Raw genomic sequence first — 16,462 nt, 5'->3', positions numbered from 1 at the left:
ACGCGCCCGTCCTCGCCGGTGGAGGCGAAGCCGCCATCCGGCAGCGGCGCCAGCGCGTTCACCGCGCCGGCATGCCATCGCACCACGGCGCGGGCGCGGCCGAGCTCCGGGTCCCAGACGATCATGGACTGGTCGAAGCCGGCCGAGGCCAGCGCCGGGCCGGAGACCGCGAGCGCGCGCACCGGGCCGCCATGCACGGCCTCCTGCGCGGCGGCCGGCGGCACGGCCGTCGTCGCGGCGAGGAGGAGAAGACAGCCGAGGATCCGCATCGCCTGCACCTTGCCCGAGCCCGCCCGTCCCGCAAGCGCCACGCCGGTCGGGCGGCGCGGCGCCGAATGTTCTTGCACGAAACCGTGATACTCATTACCCGGCGGACATCAATCGGACATGTCGCGGCATGGGCCGGGGGAGACGGACAATGGAGGGAGACGGACGATGAGCGGGACGGAACGGGAGGCGCCGGACGGCGCCGAGATGGGGCTGCTGCTGGCCGGCGTGGCTTGCGTGCTGGTGGCCTATTTCATGCCGGCCGTGGTGTTCCAGGGCCGCGGCGCGACGCATGGCCTGTCGATCTTCGACAAGCTGCCGCTGATGAGCCTTGTCGCCTTCGCCGCGCTGGGCGCGGCGGTGGCCACGCGGCTGGTGCCGAACCTGCGCCGCTGGGCGGAGCAGGCGACCATCGCCGCGATCGTCATCGCGCTGGTGCCGGCGATCTACGGCTTCGTCATCGCCATCGATGCCTGGAGCGGCGTGCGCGCGACGATCCTGCAGATCGCCGGGACGCGCAGCGTGAAGATCGATCCGGGCCTCGCCTACCTGCCACTGGCGGCCGGCGCGGCGCTGATGGGGGCGTCGCTGCGGCACCGCCTGCGGCGGCTGGTGCCGGCGGCGGCCTGACGGTCTGGCCGCCGCGCCCGCCGCGACCTAGCCTGTCGCCATCGGCGGCAGGCGAGGGGCGGGCGATGGCGGCGGATGAGGTGGCCTGGGCGAGGCTGACGGCAGCCGAGATCCAGGCACGCGCGGGCGTGGCGACGGTGGTGCTGATCCCCGTCGCCTCCATCGAGCAGCACGGCCCGCACCTGGCGACGGGCACCGATATGTGGCTGGCCTCCGCCGTGGCGGAGCGCACGGCGCGCAGGCTGCAGGCGGCGGGCACGCCGGCCCTGGTCACGCCCTGCATCTGGAGCGGGCTGGCCGAGCACCACATGCCATTCGGCGGCACGCTGACGCTGGACGAGGCGACCTTCGGCGCTGCGGTCGGCGGCATCGCGCGCTCCGTCGCGCGGCACGGCTTCCGGCGCATCGCACTGGTCAACGGCCATGGCGGCAATGTCGAGGCGATCGCCACGGCGGCCATCGTGCTGACGCGCGAGCTTGGCGTGCCGGTGGTGGGCGTGACCTACTGGAACGCCAATGCCGACACCTTTGGCGCCATCCTGGAGACGCAGAAGAACGTCATGCATGCCTGCGAGGCCGAGACCTCCATGGTGATGGCGGTGCACCCGGACTGCGTGCGGGAGGCGAACATCGCGCGCGCCGTGCCGAAGCGCTTCGCGCCGCCGGCGCCGCCCGGCTTCAAGCGGCACCGCGGCTTCGTGGAGCTGACCGACACCGGCGTCATGGGCGACCCCCGCGCGGCGAGCGCGGAGAAGGGTGAGCGGCTGCTGGAGGCGGCGTCCGGCCGGCTGGCGGAGGAGCTGGGCCGGGCCGAGCTCTGGAGCTGAGGACTACAGGACCAGGTCCGACGCGGCGAGCCGGCCGGCCGCCAGCCCCGCGAAGAGCACGCCGTCGCCGTTGCCGAGGTCGAGCAGCATTCCGCCCGGCGCCGCGGCGAGCCGGGCCAGGGCCGCTTCCGCGGTCAGCCCGAAGCCGGTCAGCACCAGGCGGTCCTGGCCGGGCGTGAAGTCCTCGATCCGGTCCAGGCCATGGCCGCGGCGCAGCACGAAGCTGTCGGCGCCGAAGCCGCCGAGCAGCGTGTCGGCGCCGGCGCCGCCCTCGATCACGTCGTTGCCCTCGCGGCCCTCCAGCCGGTTGGCGTCGACGTTCCCGACCATGAAGTTGGAGCCGCCATTGCCGATGCCCGTCGTCGCGCCGGAGCCAAGGCGCAGGATCTCCACGCCCGGCGGCAGCGTGACGGCCTGCGGCGTGACGACGGCGAGCTGGTCCACCTCGTTCCCGGCCGCCTCCAGCACGAGGTCGGCGGGGCTGTCCACGACAAAGCTGTCCGGGCCGGCGCCGCCGATCATCGTGTCGGCTCCGGCGCCGCCGACCAGCAGGTCCGCGCCGTCGCGCCCGTCCAGCCGGTCGTTGCCCGCGCCGCCGTCCAGCCGGTTCGACGCCGCATTGCCGGAGAGGGTGTCGGCGCCGGCGCCGCCCACCGCGTTCTCGATCAGCGAGGCGTTGCTGCCCTGGTGCTGCAGCGCGTTGTAGACGTTGCCGCGCGCCTTGGTGCCGTCGCGGAAGTCCAGCGTGGCAAGCTGCGCGGCCGACAGCACGGAGAAGCCGCCCGGCGCCAGGTCCACCGCCACGCCGTTCGCATAGTTCGACAGGTCGTAGGTGTCCACGCCGCCGCCGTCCCAGATGGTCAGGAAGACGCGGTTGGTGGCGCCGACGCTGCCGCTGCCCGGCGCGCCCTGGCCGATGCCGTCGATGACGGTCTCGCCGGTGTTGGGGTCCCAGGCATAGCGCGTGTCGCCCGCGCGATAGGTGAAGTCCGCGCCGTAGAGTGCCTGCAACGCGGCGATGTCGAGCATCATCCAGCCCTGCGGATAGTCGAAGGTGGCGTTGGTGTAGCCCGTACCGGTGGAGGCGCCCGGCTTCGAGCGGTAGGACATCACCGTGAATTCCAGGTTGTCCCACTCCAGCGGCATCGCGGCGAAGCCGTTCCAGACCTCGTGCGGGTGCTTGAGGCCGAGCGCATGGCCCAGTTCGTGCACGGCCACCATGAACTCGTAGGTGCCGAGGCGCGGCGTGTCGAAGGCGTAGCGGCTGCCGAACCAGACATCGCCGCCTTCCCGCCCGTTCGGGTAGTAGGCCCAGGCCGTGGAGGGCGCGGAGGAACGGGCGACGCGGATATCGGCAAAGTTGTCCTGCGTCGTCTCCACGATCGACAGCCGCGTGAGGCCGAGCACGGAGGGTCCGGGGCTGCCCGGGCCGCCGATGGCGCCGGCAGCCTCGCCGAGCAGGATCTTGCGGATGGCGTCGCGCATGGCGCCGCCGACCTGCGCGAAGCCGCGCGCGGGCTCGGAGGCACCGTAGAAGGCCTCGTAGTCCGCGGCGCCGTCGGGGAAGGCGAAGGAGACGGGGTCGTTGCTGCCCCAGGCGAAGCCGCTGAGCAGCCCGTCGATCCGGAGGTCGCCCGTGGCGGTCAGGTGCAGCCGCGGCGCGGTCGGCAGGGGGGTGGCCGCTTCCGGCGTTGCGGTCGCGACGACATCAGCCCGCGCCGCTGTCGCGACGACATCGGCCCGCGCCGCTGTCGCGACGACGGCCTCGAAGCTCTGGCGCCCGGAGGTCAGGCACTGCCAGCACATGACGTCGGGGGTGTCCCGTGCGGTCCGGCGCGGCGGCCGGCTTCCTGCCCGGGCCTGCCTCCGCCTCCTGCGGGACTCGGGGCCGCGCGCCGGCGCGCCCCGCAGGTCCCGTCTACGCGGACTGATATGAAGCGCAGGTGAACGGACGGGACCATGCGTCAACGCAGCGGCGACCCGCCCGGGCACGTTGTCGGGCGCGCCGGTCCGGGCTACAGGGGCGGGCCTGCCGGTCCGGCTGTTGGGGCGTCGCCAAGCGGTAAGGCAGCGGTTTTTGGTACCGCCATTCCCAGGTTCGAATCCTGGCGCCCCAACCATCCTCCGTCGCGCCGCCTGTTGCCGCCTCGCCCGCTGGTGCCGGGCCGCGCGAGCAAGACCGAACGGCGTTCGATGTTGACGCTGCGACCGCCGCGGCCCGAAGCTGTCCTTTCCATCGGCGGCGCGGACACCGGCGCGCGGACCTGCCGCGCCGCGCGGGATGTCCGGCTCACAGGAGGACCAACGTCATGCATCGACGCTCCCTCGCTGCCGTTGTCGCCGCCGCCGCGCTCCCCTGGCCGGGCGCGCTGGCGCAGGGCCTGCCGGACCGCCCGATCCGCCTGGTCGTGCCCTTCGGCGCGGGCGGGGCGACCGACATCATCTCCCGCCTGCTGGCCGACCGGATGAGCACGATCCTCGGCCAGCGCGTGGTGGTGGAGAACCGCCAGGGCGCGGCCGGGAACATCGGCGCGGAGGCGGTGGCGCGGGCGGCGCCGGACGGCACGACACTGCTGATGGCGTCGAACAACATCCTGGCGGTGAACCCCTTCGTCTTCGCCAACATGCCGCTCGACCCGCAGCGCGACCTGCGGCCCGTGGCGCTGGTCGCGGCGCTGGCGGGGATGGTGGCGGGAAGCCCGAACCTGGCCGCGACCAACATCCAGGAGCTGATCGCGCTGGCGCGGCAGCGGCCGGGAGACCTGACCTATGCCTCCGCCGGCGTGGGCAGCACCTCGCACATGCAGGGCGAGCTGTTCCAGATGCTCACCGGCGTGCAGCTGACGCATGTGCCCTACCGGGCGGCGGCGCCGGCCATGGCGGACCTGTCCAGCGGGCGCGTGCAGCTGGTGTTCGACGTGGTGCCGACGCTGATGCCGCATGTGCAGGCCGGGCGGCTGCGCGCCCTGGCGATGGCGAGCGAGCGGTCGCCGCTGATGCCGGATCTCCCGACGATGGCGGAGCAGGGCGTGGCTGGCTACGATACGCGCGGCTGGTTCGGCATCATGGCGCCGGCGGCGACGCCGGACGCCGTGGTCGCCACGCTGCACGCTGCGGTGGAGCGCGCGCTGGCGGAGCCGGAGCTGGTCGCGGCCTTCGCCGCGCAGGGCGGCGAGCCGCTGCGTGGCTCGGTGGCGGATTTCGCGGCGCTGGCGGAGCGCGACCGCGAGCGGTGGCGGCAGGTGGTGCGGCACGCGAACATCACGCCGCAATAGCGCGCCGCCCGCGCACGGCCCATCGCGATGCACAGCCTTCCCGCCACGCCCGATACCGTGCGCTTCGGCATGTTCGACGCGCGCTTCCCGCCGGTGCTGACCATCCGGTCGGGCGAGGCGGTGGAGATGCAATGCGTCTCCGGCATGCCGGAATTCATGCCGCCGCCCGGTTCGGGCTTCGCCACGCCGCCCGCGCTCGCCGCGATCCATGCGGCGCAGCTGCCGCGGCTTGGCCCGCACATCGTCACCGGCCCCGTCGCGGTGGAGGGGGCCGAGCCCGGCGACATGCTGCGGGTGGACATCGAGGCCATCGAGCCCGGCGCGGAGTGGGGCTATTGCGGCCACCATCCGCTGTTCGGGATGCTGCCCGAGGAGTTCCCTGGCCGCCGCATCCTGTTCATCCCGGTGGACCGGGCCGCGCGCAGCGCCACCGTCCCGATCGCCGGCGGCGTCACGCTGCCGCTGCGCCCCTTCTTCGGCATCATGGCCGTCGCCCCGCCGCCCGAATGGGGCCTGCAATCCACCCGCGAGCCGCGTGCGCATGGCGGCAACATGGACAACAAGGAACTCGTCGCGGGGTCCACGCTGTTCCTGCCGGTGCACGCGCCGGGGGCGTTGTTCAGCGCTGGCGACGGGCATGGCGTGCAGGGCGATGGCGAGGTCTGCATCAACGCGCTGGAGCTCTGCCTCACCGGGCGGTTCCGGCTGACGCTGGCGAAGGGCGGCGGCCGTGACGATCCGGCGCTGCGCTTCCCGCGTGCGGAGACGCCGACGCATTTCATCTCGATGGGCATGGATGCCGATCTCGACCTGGCAATGAAGCAGGCGCTGCGGGAGATGATCGGCTTCCTGGTCGCGCGGGCCGGCATCACGCCGGCGGATGCCTACCAGCTCTGTTCGCTGGCGGTGGATTTCCGCGTCACCCAGGCGGTGAACGGCGAGAAGGGCGTGCACGGGATGCTTCGGAAGGACCTGATCGTGTGATCTGGTCGAGCCTTTCCGTTGCTCGGAAAGGCTCCCTCAAGCGCCGGCGGCCCTGCGGGCCTTGGCTTCGCCGCACTTGCGGCGGCCGCCATTCGGCGGCTCGGCCGGCTGTGCCGGCCGCCATCGGATCACCCGGAATGCTGCGCCGAAGGGCACCGTTCACCTGTTGCGCCGGGCCAGCGCCAGCCCCGCGACATAACCCCAGGTCATGTAGGGACCGATGGTCGTGCCGGTGCCGACGCCGCGCGTGCCGATCGGGTTGGCGCTGGATGCGCCGGCGGCGAACAGCCCGGGGATCACGCTGCCATCCGGGCGCAGCACGCGCGCCTCGGCATCGGTGCGCGGGCCGCCCTTGGTGCCCAGGATGGCGCGGTTGAATGGCATGGCGAGGAAGGGCGGTCGCACGATGGGGTCCAGGCCACCGCGGCGGCGCCGGTCGCCGGACGTCGCGACATCGGCCGCGGAGGGACGCCCGTATTCCCCGTCGTGCCCGGCCGCGCAGGCCGCGTTGTAGCGCGCGACCGTCGCTTGCAGCTGCGCGGGATCGAGGCTGATCCGCGCGGCCAGCGCGACGATGCTGTCCGCCCGGCGCAGCCAGCCCGGATCGGCGCGCGCGGCCCAGCGCGCCGGCGGCAGGCGGTCCAGCAGCCGCGCGTCGCTGATCACCCAGCAGGGCTGGCGCAGCGGGCGCCCTTCTGCATCGCGTGCGTCGATCGCCTCGCCGATGTTGAAGTGCAGTTCGTTGACGAAGCGCCGCGCGTCGCGATCGACGATGATGGCGTTCGGCTCGGTGTGGAACGGCACGGGACGCGCCATCAGCCGGCCCCATTTGCGGGTCGGGATAGAGGGCGTCAGCGTCGCCTGGTCCATATGCGCCAGCGCGGCGCCCACGGCTTCCGCCATCCGATGGCCGTCGCCGGTGTTGCTGGCCGGACTGCCGAGGTAGTCCGCGCCGCCGGGGAAGTGCCGCGCCAGCATCTCCGGATCCCATTCGAAGCCGCCGGTCGCGATCACCACGCCGCGCCGCGCGAGGATGCTGTGCCGCGCGCCCCGATGCGCCACGACGGCGCCGGTGACGGCGCCCGAGGGATCGATGATCAGCTCCTCGGCCTGCGCTTCCGTCTCGATCCGCACGCCCGCATCCAGGCAGCCGCGCAGCAACCCGGTGACCAGCGCCGTGCCCTTGCCGCGGGTGTTCGTCAGCAGCCGCCAGGCCAGCCGCGGCCAGAGCTGCCACGCCGTGCGGAACGGGTGGTGGTAGAGGTCGGTCTCCACGGCCTCGTGGTAGGTGAACAGCTCGGGGATCGTGGACTTGCGGATGCGGAAGGCGAAGCGGCCCGCGCGCCAGCGGCTGAGCGGCAGCGGCGAGAGCATGCGGCCGCGCGGCGCGGCGCCGGGCAGGTGGCGCAGCGGGTCGCCTTCCGGCGTCAGCGCGAAGCGCAGCGGCGAATGCGCCTCCACGAAGCGCAGCATGGCAGGCGCGGCTTCCACCAGGCGCTGCCAGAGCACGTCCTCGGTGGCCGCCCAGCCTTCGGGCGCCGCGGCGCGGATATAGGCCAGCGCGGCCTCGGCGTTGTCCTCGATGCCGGCCGCGGCGGCGTGGTGGTTGGCGGGGATCCAGGTGCCGGCGCCCGACATGGCGCTGGTGCCGCCGATGCGGTCGGACTTCTCGAGCACAGTGACGCGCAGCCCCGCCACGCCGGCGGTGAGCGCCGCGGTGAGGCCTGCGGCGCCGGAGCCCAGGACCAGTGCATCCGTCTCGTGCTGCATGGCCCGAGGCATGCCTCAATCCCGGCCCGGGCGCGAGGGCGCACGCCCGTGGCCAGGACGACTGGCACGGGGCAGGATGGCGCCATGCTGCTCTACTGGCTCCATATCCTGCTGCAGGCCGGCTTCATCGCCCGCGTGCTGCTGCGCCCGCATCGGGATCCGGCCTCGCGCATCGCCTGGATCGTCGTGATCCTGGGCCTGCCGGTGCTCGGCATGGTCGGCTACGTGTTGCTGGGCGAGACCAACATCGGCCGGTCCCGGCTGGGGCGGCTGCGGGAGGTGCTGGCGGCGCTGCCCGATCCCGCCCGCGCGCCGGGCTATGACGCGGCGTTGGCGGGCGACATCCCGGCGCGGCACCGGGCGCTGTTCGCGGTGGGGCAGTCGATCAGCGGCTACGCGCCTGTGGGCGGCAACCGCGTGGCGCTGCTGCCCGATTCCAACGCGACGATCGCGGCGCTGGTCGCCGATATCGATGCCGCGACGGACCACGTCCACCTGCTGTTCTACATCTGGCTGCCGGACGGCAACGGCACGCGGGTGGCCGAGGCGCTGTGCCGGGCCGCGCGCCGGGGCGTCGCCTGCCGGGCCATGGTGGACGATCTGGGCAGCCGGCTGCTGACACGCAGCCCGCTCTGGGCGCGGATGCAGGCGGATGGGGTACGGCTGGCGCGCGCGCTGCCGGTGGGCAACCCGGTGCTGCGCGCGGCGATCGGGCGCATCGACCTGCGCAACCACCGCAAGATCATGGTGATCGACAACCGCATCGCCTATTGCGGCAGCCAGAACTGCGCCGACCCGGAGTTCCGCATCAAGGCGAAGTATGCGCCCTGGGTGGATGCCGTGATGCGCGCGGAGGGGCCGGTGGCGCGGCAGTGCCAGCACCTGTTTGCCAGCGACTGGATGACCTATGCCGGGGAGGACATCGGGGCGCTGCTGCTGCAGCCGGTGCCCGAAGGCCCGCCTGGCATCCCCGCGCAGGTGGTGGCCAGCGGCCCCACCGTGCGGCATTCCGCCACGCCGGAGATGTTCCAGAGCCTGATGTACGCGGCGCGCCGGGAGCTGGTGATCACCACGCCCTACTACGTGCCGGACGAGGCGATGCAGGCGGCGATCTGCGCCGCGGCCTGGCGCGGCGTGGCCACCACCCTGGTGCTGCCGGCCCGCAACGACAGCTGGGCGGTCGCCGCGGCCAGCCGGAGCTACTACGCCGATCTGCTGGCCGCCGGCGTGCGCATCCTGGAATTCCAGGGCGGGCTGCTGCACGCCAAGTCCATCACCGTGGACGGGGAGCTGACGCTGATCGGCTCGGCCAACATGGACCGGCGCAGCTTCGACCTGAACTACGAGAACAACCTGCTACTGTGCGATGCGGAAGCGACGGCGGCGATGCGGGTGCGGCAGGACGCCTTCATCGCGCAGTCCCGCCCGGTCACCGCGCCCGAGGTCGCGGCCTGGCCGCTGCCGCGGCGACTGTGGAACAACGCGGTCGCGGTGCTTGGCCCGGTGCTGTGACGCGCGGGGTCGCGCGCCCTGGGACGTATCATCGGCGCACTCCCCCCCTTGACCCTGCCACGGGGGGAAGCCCCACCTTCGGGCCCTGCCATCGAAGGAGGACACGATGCTTCGGTTCCACATCGCCAACATGACCTGCGGCGGCTGCGCCAAGGGCGTCGGCGCCACGCTGCGGGAGGTGGATCCCGCCGTGGAGCTGCGCTTCGACCTGGAGCGGCGCGAGGTCGAGGTGGATCGCAGCTCGGCGGATGCCGCGGCGTTGCAGGCGGCGCTCATCGCTGCCGGGTGGGAGAGCGAGCGCCGCGCCGCGTAGAGCAGCGTCCGGCGGCCTCACTCCAGCCGGATGTTGTCGCGGCGGATCGCGTCGCCCCAGCGCGTCCGCTCCGCGACGATGAGGGCGGCAAAGTCCTCCCGGCTGTTGCCGACCAGGCGCAGGCCGCTGTCCGTCAGGCGCTGCATGCCCGGCGCGCGCACGGCCTGCGCGACCTCGGCCTGCAGCCGCGCCAGGATCGGCTCCGGCGTGCCGGCCGGCGCCACCAGGCCGAACCAGGAGGAGGGGGCGTATTCCGGCAGCCCGGCCTCGCGCGCCGTGGGCACGTCCGGCAGCAAGGGCATGCGCTCGGCGGAGGTGACCATCAGCGCGCGCAGCGCGCCGCTGCGGACGTGCTGGATGACGGTGGGCGGGTTGTCGAAAACGCCGTCCAGGTTGCCGGCCAGCAGGTCCTGCACGGCCGGCGCGGCGCCGCGATAGGGCACGTGCTGGATGCGCACCTGCGCGGCCGCGGTGAACAGCGCCAGCGCCAGGTGGCCGGTGGTGCCGTTGCCGGCGGAGCCGAAGTTCAGCCGCCCCGGATTGGCCCGCGCCATGGCGATGAAGGCCTGCGCATCGGACACCGGCATGCGCGGGTTCACCACCAGCATCATCGGCATGTCGGCGACGACGGAGATCGGCGCGAAGCCGCGCTCCGGGTCGAAGGGCAGGGTCGGATAGAGGAACTGGTTTATGCTGAGGATGCCGGTGGAGGACATCATCAGCGTGTAGCCATCGGCTGCGCTGCGGGCGACGACCTCCGCGCCGACATTGCCGCCGGCGCCGGCGCGGTTCTCCACCACCACCGGCTGGCCCAGGGCGCGCCCCAGTTCCTCGCCCACCGAGCGGGCCAGCACATCGGCCAGGCCGCCGGGCGGGAAAGGTGCCACGACGCGGATCGGCCGGTTCGGCCAGGCAGCGCCCGAGGGCGCCTGCGCCAGCGCCGGCGTGCCGACCGCAACGCCGCCCGCCAGCGCCAGCAGGCTGCGCCGCCCGATGGCGGCAGCGTGGTGGATCATGGACCGCTCTCCCGTTCCGCCGCGTCGGGCGCGGCGGTTTCCTTGTTGCCGGCGCCAGACTAGGTTTCGCCTGCGCGGTGCGGCAAGCGTCCCGCGCGGGTCGTGGGGGGACGGCGATGGCGGTGGCCGGGCCGATCAGCGCGCTGCGCGCGGTGGATGTCGGCGTGACGGAGATGGACCAGGCGCTGCGCTTCTACCGCGAGGTCTGGCTGCTGGAGCCGGTGGCGGAGCGGGACGGCGTGGTGTTCCTGCGCGGCAGCGGGCGCATGCACCACATCCTCTCGCTGCGCGTCGCGCCCAGGCCGGGCCTGCTGCGCGTGGTGCTGGAGGCGCCGGACCGCGATGCGGTGGCCGCGCTGCACCGGGCGATCGGCACGGCGGGGCTGCCGCTGTCCGGCGCGCCGCGCGGCTTCGCCTGGCCGGGCGGCGGGCATGGCTTCGGCTTCCGCGATCCCGAAGGTCGGTGCTTCGCGGTGGCCTGCGAGGTGGCGGACCATGCCGGCGCGCTGACCGCGCCGCTGGCGCCGACGAAGCTGTCGCATGTCAACCTGAACAGCGGCGACAACGAGACGAGCTTCCGCTTCCTGCGCGACGTGCTGGGCTTCCGCCTCTCGGACCAGACGGGCAAGCACCGCTTCCTGCGCTGCAACGCAGACCACCACAGCCTGGTGCTGGGCTTCAACGCGGCGGCGACGCTGAACCACATCGCCTTCGAGATGGCCGACATGGAAGCGCTGATGCTGGGCATCGGGCGGATGCGCGACCACGGCTATCCCATCGAATGGGGCCCTGGGCGCCACGGGCCGGGCAACAACGTCTTCGCCTATTTCGTCGGGCCCGAGGAACTGCCGCTGGAATACACGGCGGAGATGCAGCAGGTGGACGAGAGCTACCCGACCGGCATGCCCGACAAGTGGAAATGGCCGCCGGGCCGCGTGGACCATTGGGGCCTGACGCCCGGGCCGAGTGCGCGGGTGCAACGCACGCAGGACCTGTTCCGCTTCCCGGCCGATGGCCATCTGCTGGATCTGTAGGGAGAGTTACGCATGAACCTCGGCATCACCGGGCGCACCGCGCTGGTCTGCGCGGCCAGCAAGGGCCTCGGCAAGGGCTGCGCCATGGCGCTGGCGGCGGAGGGCGTGCGCGTCACCATCCTGGCGCGGGGCGCGGAGGCGCTGGCCGCCGCGGCGGCGGAGATCGGCGTGCAGACCGGCGCAACCGTGCACACCGTCGTCGCCGACATCACGACGGAGGAAGGCCGGGACCGCGCCCTCGCCGCCTGCCCGGACCCGGACATCCTGATCAACAACGCCGGTGGCCCGCCGCCCGGCGACTGGCGCGACTGGACGCGGCAGGACTGGATCGCCGCGCTGGACGCCAACATGCTGTCCGCCATCGAGCTGATGAAGCGCTGCATCCCCGCGATGGTGGAGCGCGGCTTCGGCCGCGTGGTGAACATCACCTCGAGCGCGGTGAAGGAGCCGATCGGCGTGCTGGGCCTGTCGAACGGCGCGCGGGGCGGCCTGACCGGCTTCGTCGCCGGCCTGTCGCGGGAACTGGCACCCACGGGCGTCACCATCAACAACCTGCTGCCGGGCCCCTTCGACACCGACCGCATCCGCAAGGTCGTGGTCGCGCGCGCGCAGAAGGAAGGCCGCCCCTTCGAGGAGATGTGGGCGAAGCGCCTGCAGGAGGCGCCGATGCGCCGCCTGGGCACCATCGAGGAGTTCGGCGCGACCTGCGCCTTCCTGTGCAGCGTGCATGCCGGCTACATGACCGGGCAGAACGTGCTGCTGGACGGCGGCGCCTATCGCGGGACGATGTGAGGCGGCGAGCGTTTCCAGTGATCCGATGGCGACGCGCGCTGGCGTTTGAAGGCGTTCCCGGGTCACCGAGAACGCATAACGATATGGCGGCGCGCCCTCAGCGCGCCGCCTTCTCGATGTTCCACATGATGATGATGCCGGGCATGCCCAGCACGCCCGACAGGCGCGGGCTGTAGGCGACCGGCAGGAACCACTGGCCGAAGGGCAGGTAGGGCACCACGCGATAGGCGCTCTCGTGCAGTTCGGTCAGGATGCGCGTGCGTTCCTCCGCGCTCGCGGCATAGGGGAAGGCATCGATCAGCGCCTGGTGCCGCTCGTCGCAGGGCCAGCCCGGCCAGGCGCGGTCGCAGCTGGCCTGCATCGGCACGTTCCCGACGGGGTCGGAGGCGCCGAGGCCGTTCCAGAAGGTGAGGCCGAAATCCCACCCGCCTTCCGAGGGATGCCGCCGGTTCGGACGGCGGGTCGCCATGGCGGCGAAGTCCATCGCCTGCACGTCCACGCGCATGCCAGCCTGCTGCAGCTGCTGCGCCAGCACCAGCGTCGCGGCATGCATGAAGGGGTTGTCGGTCGGGTCCATGATGACGATGGGGCGGCCGTCATAGCCGCTCTCGCGGATCAGCTGACGGGCTCGGTCCATGTTGCGGCCGATGCCCTGCGGCACGCCGGCCTGCGTCTCCTGCGGGGAGCCGCAGACGAAGAAGGCGTGGCACACCTGGTAGAGCGACGGGTCCGGGAACATCGCCTGCAGGTATTCGTTCTGGTCAGCCAGGTAGATCAGCGCCTGCCGCGCGCGCGGGTCGCTGAAGGGCGGGTGCAGGTGGTTCATGCGGATCATGCCCTGGAAGCCCAGGGCGTTGATCCGCTCGATGCGGATGTTGCGGCGGCGCAGCTGCGGCAGGAAGTCCACGCCCGGCGTCTCGACGAAGTCCACCTCGTTCTGCATCAGCGCCAGCGCGGCGGTCTGCGCATTGGCGATGTTCAGCCATTCCACGCGGTCCACATGCACGCGCTTGCCGCCGGCGGTGCCTGAGGCGGGCTCGGCGCGCGGGCGGTAGGCCTCGTTGCGGCGGTAGACGACGCGGCTGCCGGGGATCCAGCCCGGGCGGTCGAAGACGAAGGGCCCGCTGCCGATGGTGTCCTGGATGTTGGTGAAGGGATCGGTGGCGGCGATGCGCGCGGGCATGATCGCCGGCATGTTGCCCGCGGGCTTCGACAGCGCGTCGAGCATCAGCGCATAGGGCCGGCGCAGGCGCCACAGCACGGTGCGGCCATCGGCCTCCGCCGCCAGGCTCTCGGTGATCGCGGCGATCTGCCGGCCATGCGGGTCGCGCGCGGCCCAGCGCCGCAGCGAGGCGACGACGTCCTCCGCGGTCACGGGCTGGCCGTCGTGGAAGGCAAGGCCCTCGCGCAGGGTGAAGCGCCAGGTCAGGCCGTCGGCGCTGGTCTCGAAGCGCTCGACCATCTGCGGCTGCGGGCGCTGCTGCGCGTCGCGGCCGAAGAGCTGATCGTACACCATGTGCGCATGGCTCTGCACCACGCCGGCGGTGGTGTTGATGGGATCCAGCGTCTGCAGGTCGGCGTTGGGCACCACGCGCAGGATGCGGGTTTCCGGCACGGTCTGCGCGAGCGCGGGCAGCGCACCCAGCGTGAGCACTGCAGCGAGCGTCGCGAGCCTGTTCATCCGTTCCCTCCCGTTCAGTCGAGCCGTGCGCCGGCCGGCACCTGCATGCCGCGCTGCACGGCCGGCCGCGCGCCCACCGAGGCGAACCATCGCGCGAGATGCGGCCGGTCCTCAAGCCGCATCTCCGCCCAATGGTGCTTCGCGATCCAGGGATAGGCCGCGATGTCGGCGATGGAGTATTCGCTGCCGGCCAGGAACGGCACCGCGCCGAGCCGCGCATCCAGCAGGCGGTAGACGCGATCGACCAGCGCGACGCTGTGCGCCCGCGCGGCCTCCGGCCTCTCCGGCGCCAGCGCCGTCCAGTGATGCGCCTGGCCGGTGAAGGGGCCGAGCGAGGTCAGCGCCACCATCAGCCAGGCCAGCGTCTCCGCCCGCGCTGCGCCGTCGCGCGGCAGGAAGCGCCCCTGCGTCTCCGCCAGGTGCAGCAGGATGGCGCCGCTCTCGAACAGCGGCGGTTGGTCGTCCTCGACCAGGATCGGAATCTTGCCATAGGGGTTCAGCGCGACGATCTCGGGCGCGAACTGCTCGCGGGCGCGGATGTTCACCGGGCGCACCTCGTACGCCAGACCGAGCTCCTCGAGCAGGATGGAGACGCGCTGGGAATTGGGCGTAGCCCAGCCGTAGAAGCGCCGCATCGCTCAGGGCCCCGCGGCGCGCAGGGCGCGCGCGCCGAACAACCAGGATGCGGCGGTGACCAGCGCGATGGAGCCGCCGTGCCAGATCAGCACCATCGCCGCGGCGTCCAGGTGATGGATCAGCGACAGCCCGACCGAGGCGATCGCGGCCGCGGCCAGCCCCCCGAGCGCAGCGACGGGCCCGGGCCGGATCGGCGCGGCGTGGCGCGCCATCCACAGCATGGCCGCGGTCAGCGGGACGCCGAAGCCGATGATGAAGCGCATGCAGCCGAAGCTGGTGGAAAGCGCCGGCCAGCCCTGCTGCGCGAGGTCCCGCAGGCATCCCCAGCCCAGGCCCGACAGCCACAGCGCGGCGAAGGGCAGCGGCAGCAGCGCCCAGCGCGGGCTGCGGTCCGGCAGAGCGAGCTGGAAGGCGGCGAAGGCGGCGGCGATGCCGGTCAGCAGCGCGGCTGCCAGGTTCACCTGCTCCTCCATCAGCATCACGCGCTGCGCGATGTCGTGCCGGAAGCCGTGCAGCGCCACGGCGCCGCCGACCAGCAGCGTGGCGAGCGCGAGCCAGAGGAGCGCGGTGCGCCAGGGCGGCGCGACGCGGCGCACCGGCACGAGGCCGGTCGAGAGCTGGCGGATCAGGTCGTCCGTCCGCATGGTCATTCCCCCTCGCGCCGGCCGCGCTTCGGCGCGGCAGGCTCCTCGACGCCGAAGCGGCGCCGCAGCGACTGCATGGCACGGTGTGTCGCCACCTTCAGCGCGCCGACGCTGAGTCCCGAGCGCGCCGAGGCCTCCGCCAGCGGCAGATCCTCCAGCTTGGCGAGGCGCAGCGCCGTGCGCTGGCTTTCCGGCAATGCTGCGACGGCATCGCGCAGATGGCGCGCGGCAAGGCGCTGCTCGGCATCCGGCTGCACCGCGGCGGCGGCCTCCGGCAGGTCGTCGATCTGCGATTCGCGGCCCGCGGTGCGGCCGTGGCGGCGGAGCCGATCCACCGCGCGGCGCATGGCGATGGCGGCGAGCCACGGGCCGAACGGGCGTGTTGGGTCGTAGGTGTGGCGCAGCATGTGCAGCGTCAGCAGCGTGTCCTGCACGGCGTCCTCGACCTCCGCCGGGTTGCGGATGCGCGCGCGGCACAGCATGCGAATGCGCGGCGTCGCCTCCCGCAGCAGGGTTTCGTAGGCAGCACCGTCGCCGGCCTGCGCGGCGGCCATCAGCGCGGACCAGCGCGCATCCTGCACGTCCCGCGCGGCGGTCGATGCGCTCATGCGCGGCGTGACAGGCAGGCCGAGCGCGAGGGCGCCGTCCGGCACGTCACGCATCCGCCAGGCGCGGCCAGTTGGTCTCGGCGCGCGCGATGTTGCCGGCGATGTCGCGCAGCCATTGGCGTTGCACCCCGCGGTCGTAGTTCAGGTAGAGCCTGCCCTGCGCGATGTGCCATGCGTCCGGGTCGAAATCCACCTTGTAGCCGCGCGCGACGCCGAAGGCGCAGAAGCCGCCGTAGCGCGGCGCGAAGGCGTCGGGCGTCGCGGCGAAGCGGTCGCGATGCGCGCGGTCGGCGAAGTGCCAGGTGACCCCGGCCCATTCGGCCGCGATGTCGGGATTGCCGGCGCGCGGCCGGCCCTCCTCGTGCCAGGCGACCGTGTCGAAGCCGCGCAGCGCGATGCCGCCGGCGTGGTTCACGCGGCGCGGCCAGGCGGTGGCGCGCGTCGGCACGGCGAGCAGCAGGGCCGGCAAGGCC

The 16,462-nt window shown here is 73.0% G+C and carries 17 protein-coding genes and 1 tRNA gene; 9 read left to right on the top strand and 9 right to left on the bottom strand.

Annotated features, from left to right (window positions below; all coding sequences use genetic code 11):
• The coding region (locus OZN99_RS10835; RefSeq protein WP_408611821.1) for a WD40 repeat domain-containing protein at positions 1-347 on the bottom strand (347 nt) is incomplete at its 3' end.
• Positions 348-435: 88 nt separating this feature from the next.
• Here OZN99_RS10835 and OZN99_RS10830 point away from each other — a divergent pair.
• Entirely contained in the window at positions 436-897 is a 462-nt protein-coding gene (locus tag OZN99_RS10830) for a hypothetical protein (protein WP_270935228.1), read from the top strand.
• A gap of 65 nt (positions 898-962) precedes the next feature.
• Positions 963-1,724, top strand: a complete 762-nt coding sequence (locus OZN99_RS10825; RefSeq protein ID WP_270935227.1) for a creatininase family protein — start codon at positions 963-965, stop codon at positions 1,722-1,724.
• 3 nt (positions 1,725-1,727) lie between these two features.
• Here OZN99_RS10825 and OZN99_RS10820 read toward each other — a convergent pair whose 3' ends face one another.
• The gene (locus OZN99_RS10820; RefSeq protein WP_270935226.1) at positions 1,728-3,530 is read right to left on the bottom strand and encodes a M10 family metallopeptidase; all 1,803 of its coding nucleotides are present in this window, start codon (positions 3,528-3,530) and stop codon (positions 1,728-1,730) included.
• A gap of 239 nt (positions 3,531-3,769) precedes the next feature.
• Here OZN99_RS10820 and OZN99_RS10815 point away from each other — a divergent pair.
• From OZN99_RS10815 to OZN99_RS10805, 3 genes are all read left to right on the top strand, one after another.
• Positions 3,770-3,844, top strand: a tRNA-Gln gene (locus tag OZN99_RS10815).
• Between the two features lie 189 nt (positions 3,845-4,033).
• A complete protein-coding gene (locus OZN99_RS10810) occupies positions 4,034-4,999 on the top strand; it encodes a Bug family tripartite tricarboxylate transporter substrate binding protein (RefSeq protein ID WP_270935225.1) in 966 nt (321 codons plus the stop codon).
• A gap of 27 nt (positions 5,000-5,026) precedes the next feature.
• Positions 5,027-5,983, top strand: a complete 957-nt coding sequence (locus OZN99_RS10805; protein WP_270935224.1) for an acetamidase/formamidase family protein — start codon at positions 5,027-5,029, stop codon at positions 5,981-5,983.
• 159 nt (positions 5,984-6,142) lie between these two features.
• On the opposite strand, the gene OZN99_RS10800 is transcribed toward OZN99_RS10805, so the two are convergent.
• Positions 6,143-7,765, bottom strand: a complete 1,623-nt coding sequence (locus OZN99_RS10800; RefSeq protein ID WP_270935223.1) for an FAD-dependent oxidoreductase — start codon at positions 7,763-7,765, stop codon at positions 6,143-6,145.
• Positions 7,766-7,837: 72 nt separating this feature from the next.
• Between OZN99_RS10800 and cls the strand changes: the two genes are divergently transcribed.
• A complete protein-coding gene (gene cls, locus OZN99_RS10795) occupies positions 7,838-9,265 on the top strand; it encodes a cardiolipin synthase (RefSeq protein WP_270935222.1) in 1,428 nt (475 codons plus the stop codon).
• Between the two features lie 106 nt (positions 9,266-9,371).
• Positions 9,372-9,578, top strand: a complete 207-nt coding sequence (locus OZN99_RS10790; RefSeq protein WP_270935221.1) for a heavy-metal-associated domain-containing protein — start codon at positions 9,372-9,374, stop codon at positions 9,576-9,578.
• A gap of 17 nt (positions 9,579-9,595) precedes the next feature.
• On the opposite strand, the gene OZN99_RS10785 is transcribed toward OZN99_RS10790, so the two are convergent.
• Positions 9,596-10,594, bottom strand: a complete 999-nt coding sequence (locus tag OZN99_RS10785; RefSeq protein ID WP_270935220.1) for a Bug family tripartite tricarboxylate transporter substrate binding protein — start codon at positions 10,592-10,594, stop codon at positions 9,596-9,598.
• Positions 10,595-10,710: 116 nt separating this feature from the next.
• Between OZN99_RS10785 and OZN99_RS10780 the strand changes: the two genes are divergently transcribed.
• Together OZN99_RS10780 and OZN99_RS10775 are read left to right on the top strand one after the other, a co-directional pair.
• Positions 10,711-11,628, top strand: a complete 918-nt coding sequence (locus OZN99_RS10780) for a VOC family protein (RefSeq protein ID WP_270935219.1) — start codon at positions 10,711-10,713, stop codon at positions 11,626-11,628.
• Between the two features lie 12 nt (positions 11,629-11,640).
• Positions 11,641-12,420, top strand: coding sequence for an SDR family oxidoreductase (locus OZN99_RS10775; RefSeq protein ID WP_270935218.1), 780 nt, complete (start codon positions 11,641-11,643; stop codon positions 12,418-12,420).
• A gap of 97 nt (positions 12,421-12,517) precedes the next feature.
• Here OZN99_RS10775 and OZN99_RS10770 read toward each other — a convergent pair whose 3' ends face one another.
• From OZN99_RS10770 to OZN99_RS10750, 5 genes are all read right to left on the bottom strand, one after another.
• Complete coding sequence (locus tag OZN99_RS10770) at positions 12,518-14,101, bottom strand: ABC transporter substrate-binding protein (RefSeq protein ID WP_270935217.1); 1,584 nt, start codon at positions 14,099-14,101, stop codon at positions 12,518-12,520.
• A 14-nt stretch (positions 14,102-14,115) separates the two neighbouring features.
• Complete coding sequence (locus tag OZN99_RS10765) at positions 14,116-14,736, bottom strand: glutathione S-transferase family protein (protein WP_270935216.1); 621 nt, start codon at positions 14,734-14,736, stop codon at positions 14,116-14,118.
• A gap of 3 nt (positions 14,737-14,739) precedes the next feature.
• Positions 14,740-15,387, bottom strand: a complete 648-nt coding sequence (locus tag OZN99_RS10760; RefSeq protein ID WP_270935215.1) for a DUF1109 domain-containing protein — start codon at positions 15,385-15,387, stop codon at positions 14,740-14,742.
• On the bottom strand, positions 15,384-16,034 hold the full coding sequence (locus tag OZN99_RS10755; protein WP_270935214.1) for a sigma-70 family RNA polymerase sigma factor: 651 nt from the start codon (positions 16,032-16,034) through the stop codon (positions 15,384-15,386). Before OZN99_RS10755 ends, OZN99_RS10760 begins: the two co-directional genes overlap by 4 nt.
• 1 nt (position 16,035) lies before the next feature.
• Positions 16,036-16,462: YHS domain-containing (seleno)protein (locus OZN99_RS10750; protein WP_333779731.1), on the bottom strand; the 427-nt coding region annotated here is incomplete at its 5' end.

Origin of the sequence: Falsiroseomonas oryzae (genome assembly GCF_027856955.1) — a bacterium.
GTDB lineage: Bacteria > Pseudomonadota > Alphaproteobacteria > Acetobacterales > Acetobacteraceae > Falsiroseomonas > Falsiroseomonas oryzae.
Note: the sequence above shows the minus strand (reverse complement) of the source record. Positions and strands in the feature narration are given on the sequence as shown.

Excerpts from the sequence above, each read along its gene's own strand:
- OZN99_RS10790 (WP_270935221.1), top strand. The coding sequence starts at position 9,372 with ATGCTTCGGTTCCACATCGCCAACATGACCTGCGGCGGCTGCGCCAAG.
- OZN99_RS10830 (WP_270935228.1), top strand. The coding sequence starts at position 436 with ATGAGCGGGACGGAACGGGAGGCGCCGGACGGCGCCGAGATGGGGCTG.
- OZN99_RS10825 (WP_270935227.1), top strand. The coding sequence starts at position 963 with ATGGCGGCGGATGAGGTGGCCTGGGCGAGGCTGACGGCAGCCGAGATC.
- OZN99_RS10785 (WP_270935220.1), bottom strand. The coding sequence starts at position 10,594 with ATGATCCACCACGCTGCCGCCATCGGGCGGCGCAGCCTGCTGGCGCTG.
- OZN99_RS10780 (WP_270935219.1), top strand. The coding sequence starts at position 10,711 with ATGGCGGTGGCCGGGCCGATCAGCGCGCTGCGCGCGGTGGATGTCGGC.
- OZN99_RS10805 (WP_270935224.1), top strand. The coding sequence starts at position 5,027 with ATGCACAGCCTTCCCGCCACGCCCGATACCGTGCGCTTCGGCATGTTC.
- OZN99_RS10765 (WP_270935216.1), bottom strand. The coding sequence starts at position 14,736 with ATGCGGCGCTTCTACGGCTGGGCTACGCCCAATTCCCAGCGCGTCTCC.
- OZN99_RS10810 (WP_270935225.1), top strand. The coding sequence starts at position 4,034 with ATGCATCGACGCTCCCTCGCTGCCGTTGTCGCCGCCGCCGCGCTCCCC.
- OZN99_RS10775 (WP_270935218.1), top strand. The coding sequence starts at position 11,641 with ATGAACCTCGGCATCACCGGGCGCACCGCGCTGGTCTGCGCGGCCAGC.
- OZN99_RS10800 (WP_270935223.1), bottom strand. The coding sequence starts at position 7,765 with ATGCCTCGGGCCATGCAGCACGAGACGGATGCACTGGTCCTGGGCTCC.
- cls (WP_270935222.1), top strand. The coding sequence starts at position 7,838 with ATGCTGCTCTACTGGCTCCATATCCTGCTGCAGGCCGGCTTCATCGCC.
- OZN99_RS10770 (WP_270935217.1), bottom strand. The coding sequence starts at position 14,101 with ATGAACAGGCTCGCGACGCTCGCTGCAGTGCTCACGCTGGGTGCGCTG.
- OZN99_RS10820 (WP_270935226.1), bottom strand. The coding sequence starts at position 3,530 with ATGTGCTGGCAGTGCCTGACCTCCGGGCGCCAGAGCTTCGAGGCCGTC.
- OZN99_RS10760 (WP_270935215.1), bottom strand. The coding sequence starts at position 15,387 with ATGACCATGCGGACGGACGACCTGATCCGCCAGCTCTCGACCGGCCTC.